The sequence below is a fragment of the Candidatus Hakubella thermalkaliphila genome, assembly GCF_013281975.1.
Lineage (GTDB): Bacteria > Actinomycetota > Humimicrobiia > Hakubellales > Hakubellaceae > Hakubella > Hakubella thermalkaliphila.
This window is the reverse complement of record NZ_BLRZ01000093.1, coordinates 1-6,745: the sequence shown is the minus strand read 5'-3', so window position 1 is coordinate 6,745 and position 6,745 is coordinate 1. Positions and strand designations below refer to the sequence as shown.

The window sequence follows — 6,745 nt, the reverse complement described above, 5'->3', positions numbered from 1 at the left end:
ATCCCCGGCAATAATGATGATTCTGCCGCCAGGTGCATTTATCACCATTGGCGTAATCCTGGCTATTCTGAAACAGACCCGCATTATTGATTTCTCTGGCGCAGGGGAGCGAGGATGTCATTGATCTGCCCTGCCCATCCTGAAACACCAGGGGGTGATGAAGAGTGGGAGATTTGCTCAGTATAGCGGTGGGAGCAATTCTAATACAGAACATAGTGCTGACCAGATTCCTGGGTCTGTGCCCGTTTTTCGGGGTTTCGACTAAGAGGGGCAACGCTCTGGCTATGGGACTGGCAGTTCTGTTTGTAATGACTTCTTCTTCCATTCTTACCTCGCTGATATATCTGTATATCCTCATCCCTCTGGGTATCCAATACATGCGGATCGTGGTGTTCATCCTGGTCATCGCGGCCTTTGTTCAGTTTGTGGAAATGCTCATAAGGAAATTGAGTGAGGCTCTTTATCGCGCCCTCGGCATCTATCTGCCCCTTATTACCACCAACTGCGCCGTACTCGGTGTTGCTCTAATTAACACTGACGTAGAGGGATATCCTTTGCTGCCTGCTACGGTGAACGGCATGGCAACCGGAATTGGATTTATGTTGGTTCTGTTTCTCATGGCAGCCATAAGGGAGCGTCTGGAGTTGGCTGATCTGCCCAGGGCCTTTCAAGGACTGCCTATTGCCTTCGTTACAGCCGCCCTCCTGGCTCTGGCGTTTCAGGCATTTAGTGGAATGAGGTTATGATGGTAGAAATTCTCCTTTTGGTATTGCTCGGCTCTATATTTGGTCTGGGGCTGGCTTTCGCTTCCAGGAAATTGGCCGTACAGGTGGACGAAAGAGTGGCTAAGATTCATGATTTGCTCCCTGGCTCCAACTGTGGTGCGTGCGGGTTTGCCGGCTGCGAGAGTTTTGCGTTGGCAGTGGTGAAGGACCCATCTTTGGCCCAGAGGTGCAACCAGTCTACTTCGGAATCCAGAAAAGAGATAGGAAGATTGCTCGGCATTGAGCTGGAAGAGACAAAACCAAAGGTGGCCAGGGTCGCCTGTAACGGAGGCTCGAAGCTCGCCTTTAAGTACCAGGGTGTGAAAACTTGTGCCGCAGCGAACAGTCAGATGGGGGGGTTTCTTCAGTGCAGGTATGCGTGTCTGGGGCTTGGGGATTGCCAGGTAGCATGCCCGTTTGACGCCATCAAGGTAGAAAAGGGGTCGGTCATCATCGACGAGGAAAAGTGTACCGGGTGTGGGCTATGCGTTATGGCCTGTCCCAGAGATGTGATCAAACTTGAGGACCAGGATGCCAAAGTTTTCCTGGCCTGCAATTCGCCGGAGATAGCCAAGGTAAAAGCCAAGATCTGCACCAATGGATGCACCGTATGCAGGCGGTGCGTGAAAGCATGTCCGCTTGAGGCCATTAAGATCGAAAATAACCTTCCCATCATTGACCACGATATCTGCGATGGGTGCGGTGCTTGCGTAGAAGTATGTCCAAGAAGAGTAATCCTTAGCAAAAAAGGAGTAACCCTCAAGGTCGGCTAGAGACCAGCGGGAAATTCCAGCTCTCTGATTTAATCACCTCTCCGTCGGGAGCAACAATTAGTCCCTTGATTCCTGGCGAAGATAGGAGTTTTTCTCCCTCTTCGGGCCCCATTACAAAAACTGCTGTGCTCAGGGCGTCGGCATCGATGCCCTTATTCGTTATAATGGTGACGCTGATGGACTTATCTGCGGGATACCCCGTCCTGGGATCCATGAGGTGATGGACCCGTCTCCTTCCCAGAAAAAAATATCTTGCATAATCACCAGAGGTCACGATGGCGCCATCTTCGAGTTCTATCACCCCAAGCCACTCGCCCCTTTCCCTGGGATGCTGTAAAGCAATTCGCCATTTCTTACTCCCAAATGCTCTAAGGTCGCCTCCTATTTCGACCAGTGCACTCTCTATTCCGCTTTCCATGAGCACCTCAACAGCTCGATCTAGGGCATATCCCTTGGCGATCCCTCCCAGGGTGACCTCCATTCCGTACTGGACGAACCTGGCTCTACTATGATCCCCATCCACAATCAAGTTATTCCACCCCACAAGTTCCAGTGCTTCACTTAGCTCATCCGGCATGGGTATCTTGCCCCGCTCTTTTGTCTTTTCCATCCACAGATCCATAAGGGGTTGAACTGTTATGTCGAAGGCACCTCCGCTCAGGCTGGAGTAATATTGGGCTCTCGTCAATACATGTAGGACTTCGGGAGACAATTCTACCCAGTCGGTTCCGCTGTGATTCAGAGCGTAGATCTCGCTGGTTTCATCTTGCACGGACATTAACCTTTCTATCCTTTTTATTTCCTCGAATGCTTCGGCTATCGCCGCTTCTGCATCTTCGGTCTTTTCATGAACGACTGTGATGGCAACAAAAGTACCCATGGCTGTTCCTGTGCCCCTAACCTTATTCCCCACAATTTCTATTTGCAGTGGCTGAATATTGAGGTAACTTAGCAGCAAAACTGCTGCGAGAGTCATCGACGCCAGGCCCACCACCATTTTGTTTGCAACAGCGCCTCTGCTAAAAAGCCTGGGGGAGAAAGTTAGCGATGCGGCGAGGGTGATTTGGAGGATGAGCATACTGACTGCCAGCCCCAGGAGTCCAAAGGATTTGCCGAGAGACATGATTCCTGCAACGCCCACCCCAAGTGCAACCAGATGTGAACCCAGCACCACTCTCGCTCTTTCGCGGGAGTAGAGTTCTGAGGTTTTTATTCCAGCGATAGTGGCCGGGATGGCCGCCAATCCCATGATTTGAATCGCCCCAATGCTTTCCGTAAAGTCTGGGAAAAGCTGAGGGATCACCAATGGCGCCAGGATAAAAGTGAGCCCGGCTAACCCAACCGAAATAAGAATTCCGAGTATTTCAATTCCTGTGGTTCTCCTTCCAGCCGATTTCTCCGGTAGCAGATAAAAAAGCAGGATCTTGGGAAGAATGGTCAGAGCGAGGAAAATGCGATAGGCGAGTTGGTAGAATCCCAACATAGCCATGCCAAAGTATAGGCCTATCAAAACCTTATCCAACAGATTGACCGCGCCGGTACTAACATCGGCACCCAACGTAGTAAGGGCAAATCCCATTTTTCCTCGTACTTCCCTCATACCAGGATTGATACAAAAGTGCTTTAGAATCCTGCTTCCAAAGGTGAGGTAGGCTATGGCTAACCCAGCCACAATTCCACTCACCATTCCCCACCATAAATAGATTGCTACGGCAAGTATGAAAGAAGCGAGTCGCACTCCTATCCACATCCACATGTACCTGGCGTAGTTCTGTTCACCCAGATCAGAGTAAACAGCCAGCGAAAAAAGGGAGAGTCCGATGACCAGGAGACCAACTGCGGGATCAAGAACCAGAGATGTTACCGCCCCCGCCAAAAGACTTGCTGCAAGAACTATGATCACCGAGCCACTCAAAAGCTCATTTCTACCTTCCTTCGGGTAGTAGGTGGCTATGGTTTTTCCCCACCCGAGTACGGTGAATGCTGAGATGAGCATAGCTATCGAAATCAACCAGCTCAGGTGGCCGTAGGCCACCGGGTGCAGGATCCAGGCCATAACTAACCAGAAAGCCGCTCCCGATGTTGCGGCACCAACCTGTCCCCCAGCCACCCGCAAAAGACCGCGGTAGTTTCTCAGGATGGCCATAATGCTGTCAAAATTATGATTCGGTGATCTCTTTATGTGAGTGCTCCCATAGTTCCAAGCTGTCTTGCAGTTTCTTTCACTACATCATGGCTATTATATAGCTATTGTTGTTATCTCGTCAGATCAGTATAGCTTAAGGGATGACTAAGGGTACAACTGTGACGACTCTGTCGCCTAAAGGCGACAGCTTCTCGGTGACACCTCAAACTTCGAGGCCAAAGCCGAGGGCCCCGTCCAGGCCCGCTTTAGAATATTCAGGGCTGCGTTTTGGTCTCTGTCCAAAACAAGCCCACAATGAGGACAGTTATGAGTTCTAACAGCAAGAGACTTCTTAACGATTTCTCCGCAGCCCGAGCATCTCTGGGACGTTCCGTTGGAGGGCACTTCCCTATACCACCGGCCAGCACTTTCAGCCTTACCTTTGAGTATAAGAAGGAACATCCCCCAGGAGGCGTCGGAGATGCTTTTGGAAAGGTATTTATTCTGAACCATCGCCTTGACCTTAAGTGTCTCCACCGCGAAACCGTCGTAAGCTTTCACCAGGCAGTAGGCGACTTTGTGGCAGAAGTCGAGACGTTGGTTGGCCACTTCCTCATGCTTCTTGGCCAGAAGCACTCCCGCTTTTCTCCTGCGGCTGGAGCCCTTCTGCCTGCGAGACAACCTCTTCTGAGCCTTGACCAGCTTCTTCTCAGATTTTCTCAAGTATTTAGGCGCCTCAATTTGTTGCCCGTCACTCGTGGCAACAAAGGCTTTCAGTCCCAGGTCTATGCCGACCTCTTTGCCGATCTTGGGAAGAGGTTCGGGGTCGCACTCCACGGCAAAGGAGACATACCACTTCCCATTCCTTCGGGTGATAGAGAGGGTTTTCACCTTCCCTTTAATAGATCTGTGCCATTTGACCTTTATACAACCGACGTTCTGAAGGTAGAGTCTGTTTTCTTTGATCTGGCAGCCGTCACCGGGGGTAGCATAGGAGATTGTGTTAAACCTCTCCGCAGATTTGAAACGAGGTGGTCCTGCTTTTTCTCCAGATTTTATTCTAGCAAAGAAGGCTTTAAAGGCCTTATCCAGCCGCCTCAGGGTTTGTTGGAGAGAACTATAGTTGCAAAAGGCAAGCTGTTCATTCTCTTTCCTCAATTTGGGAAGCAGAGCTGTGGCCTGAAGAGAATAGCCAATGCCTTTACCAGTCTGTTGGTAAAGCTCTTTTCTCTGAGCAAGAGCTTGATTGTAAAGATATCGGTGTCCCTCAAGTTGAAAGACCAGAAAGCCAGCCTGTTTTTTGGTTGGATAAAGCCTGTATTTGAAAACTTTTATCATCTAATGTTATAAACATAGCCAACAGAAAGTTCATATCTACCATTCCTCATATACATAAATATATCATATTGCCTGGTAAACCGTCAAGACAAATATTTAAAGAAAGGAGGCTACAATTCCCCTGACGACTAAAGTCGTCAGTCCCCTTGCGTGATTTTTCTATGGTAGTGCTAACATTTGTTTATGCCACCGGGTTTTGGACAATACCTTAGAGGTCTTAGACAAAGAAGAAATCTATCACAGAGGCAACTTGGACGGCTAGCAGGTGTTTCTGCAGCTTATATCTCTGAAGTAGAAAGAGGAGTTAGGGGAGTTCCCTCTCCAAAAATTCTAGAGAAATTAGCCCGCCCCTTAAGAGTGGAATATAACGAGCTTATGAGGCAGGCAGGTTATCTAAAAATTGAACAAGAGCTCCCTACCTTTGTCCCCAAGGTTGCTGAGCGCTACATTGATGTCACTGATATTCCGGAGGGGACTATCAAGGCCATTGAGCAAATAGTGGAGGAGATCAGAAAGGAAAGAAGGGCGAGACAGGAAAAACGTGACTTACAAGAAGAATGAACCTCCTTCACTCCGTAGAATTTCAGGCACACGACGAAATTCTTTCTATCTGGAAGCTGATTTAGCCTGAGAGCCTCTTTTCCAATAATATAGAGTTACGTAAACTCGACCACCCTACCCAGCCAATAAACGTCCGCCTGTTTGAACTTTCTTCCTCCCGCCTTATAATGAAAGCATCCGCAAAAAAGAGGAAAGGTTGCCCAAACAATCTGCCATTCTAGCAGGTCTACGAGTAGGCCTAGACACCACCCCAAATTTGCTCAAGATTAGAGAAGGAGGCACAAATGGAGGAACAAACTTTTTGGGGACTGGACAGCATCCCAGATTTACTCAAGATGGGGAAGGAGGGAGAGAAGGATGTCAAGAAAATTTTCCGCAAGAAGCTGGAGCAACAACTTCCCCAAATGATCGAAAGATACAAGTTACTCCCTGCCATTATCGTGGAAATGGGTAAGTATTGGGAGCTTCTTTCAGAAGCACGGGCATTGTTTGTGGAGGGGTATTTTTATTCCTGTGTTGCAATGTGTGGGGCAACGGCCGAGAGAATAGCTAAAGAACTGCTAAGAAACACTATCTTGTTGAGAAGCAGAGATGAATGGACTTCTCCTTCTGATGAGCAAGCATTTGTCCTAGATCGAATCGAAATGAACGATGTCAGAGAGTTGTTAGTAAAATCGGGCGTTATAGACCAAAAGCTAAGAATGCCATTTCAAAAACTTGCTGAACTCAGAAATAGATATACTCATGCTCTCGGAGAAAGTGCTCACGATGATGCTCAGAAGGCTATTGAATACTTACATACCATAGTCGAAGGAACTATTTCAGCAGTTAGACACTATGAAACTTAGAAACAAAAACTTGTACCCCAGAAGCAAAACAGCGCCCAACATTCAAGGAGGCCAAGCACTATGGAAACGAGCGGTATGGTTATTACGATTCTAGCAATCTGGGGTACGGTACTTTCGAGCGTATCAATTGGTTGGCAGATGTACCGGGACTTCACTAACCGGGGGCGCCTACGCGTGGATACTTACTTGGCAAACATTATTGAGGAGGGGCCAGGGCCGCAAGATCAGACGGTATATCTCGCGTGGAAGGTAACTAACACCGGTCGCAAGCCGATCATCATTAACCCAAGTTCCGCAGAATCCCCCTGAGAAGAGCCAATTTTACGCTCGTTTTCC

Annotated in this window: 6 protein-coding genes; 4 read left to right on the top strand and 2 right to left on the bottom strand. The window is 48.7% G+C overall.

The annotated features are described in order from the left end of the window. Window positions 1-164 precede the first annotated feature (164 nt). Both HW443_RS08420 and HW443_RS08415 read left to right on the top strand, forming a co-directional pair. Window positions 165-746: an electron transport complex protein RnfA gene (locus HW443_RS08420; RefSeq protein ID WP_176226764.1), complete on the top strand. Its 582-nt coding sequence runs from the start codon at window positions 165-167 to the stop codon at window positions 744-746. After that, the gene (locus HW443_RS08415; protein ID WP_176236189.1) at window positions 743-1,537 is read left to right on the top strand and encodes an RnfABCDGE type electron transport complex subunit B; all 795 of its coding nucleotides are present in this window, start codon (window positions 743-745) and stop codon (window positions 1,535-1,537) included. The genes HW443_RS08420 and HW443_RS08415 overlap by 4 nt, the downstream gene beginning before the upstream one ends. Here the strand turns inward: HW443_RS08415 and HW443_RS08410 are convergent. Together HW443_RS08410 and HW443_RS08405 are read right to left on the bottom strand one after the other, a co-directional pair. Beyond that, window positions 1,524-3,683: an FAD:protein FMN transferase gene (locus tag HW443_RS08410; RefSeq protein WP_176230881.1), complete on the bottom strand. Its 2,160-nt coding sequence runs from the start codon at window positions 3,681-3,683 to the stop codon at window positions 1,524-1,526. The genes HW443_RS08415 and HW443_RS08410 overlap by 14 nt on opposite strands. 174 nt (window positions 3,684-3,857) lie before the next feature. Beyond that, window positions 3,858-5,000, bottom strand: a complete 1,143-nt coding sequence (locus HW443_RS08405) for an RNA-guided endonuclease InsQ/TnpB family protein (RefSeq protein ID WP_176238060.1) — start codon at window positions 4,998-5,000, stop codon at window positions 3,858-3,860. A gap of 183 nt (window positions 5,001-5,183) precedes the next feature. On the opposite strand from HW443_RS08405, the gene HW443_RS08400 reads away from it, so the two are divergent. After that, window positions 5,184-5,561 (top strand): helix-turn-helix domain-containing protein, encoded by a 378-nt coding sequence (locus HW443_RS08400; RefSeq protein ID WP_176230883.1) that lies wholly within the window; start codon window positions 5,184-5,186, stop codon window positions 5,559-5,561. Window positions 5,562-5,845: 284 nt separating this feature from the next. Then, a complete protein-coding gene (locus HW443_RS08395) occupies window positions 5,846-6,409 on the top strand; it encodes a hypothetical protein (RefSeq protein ID WP_176226853.1) in 564 nt (187 codons plus the stop codon). Window positions 6,410-6,745: the final 336 nt, after the last annotated feature.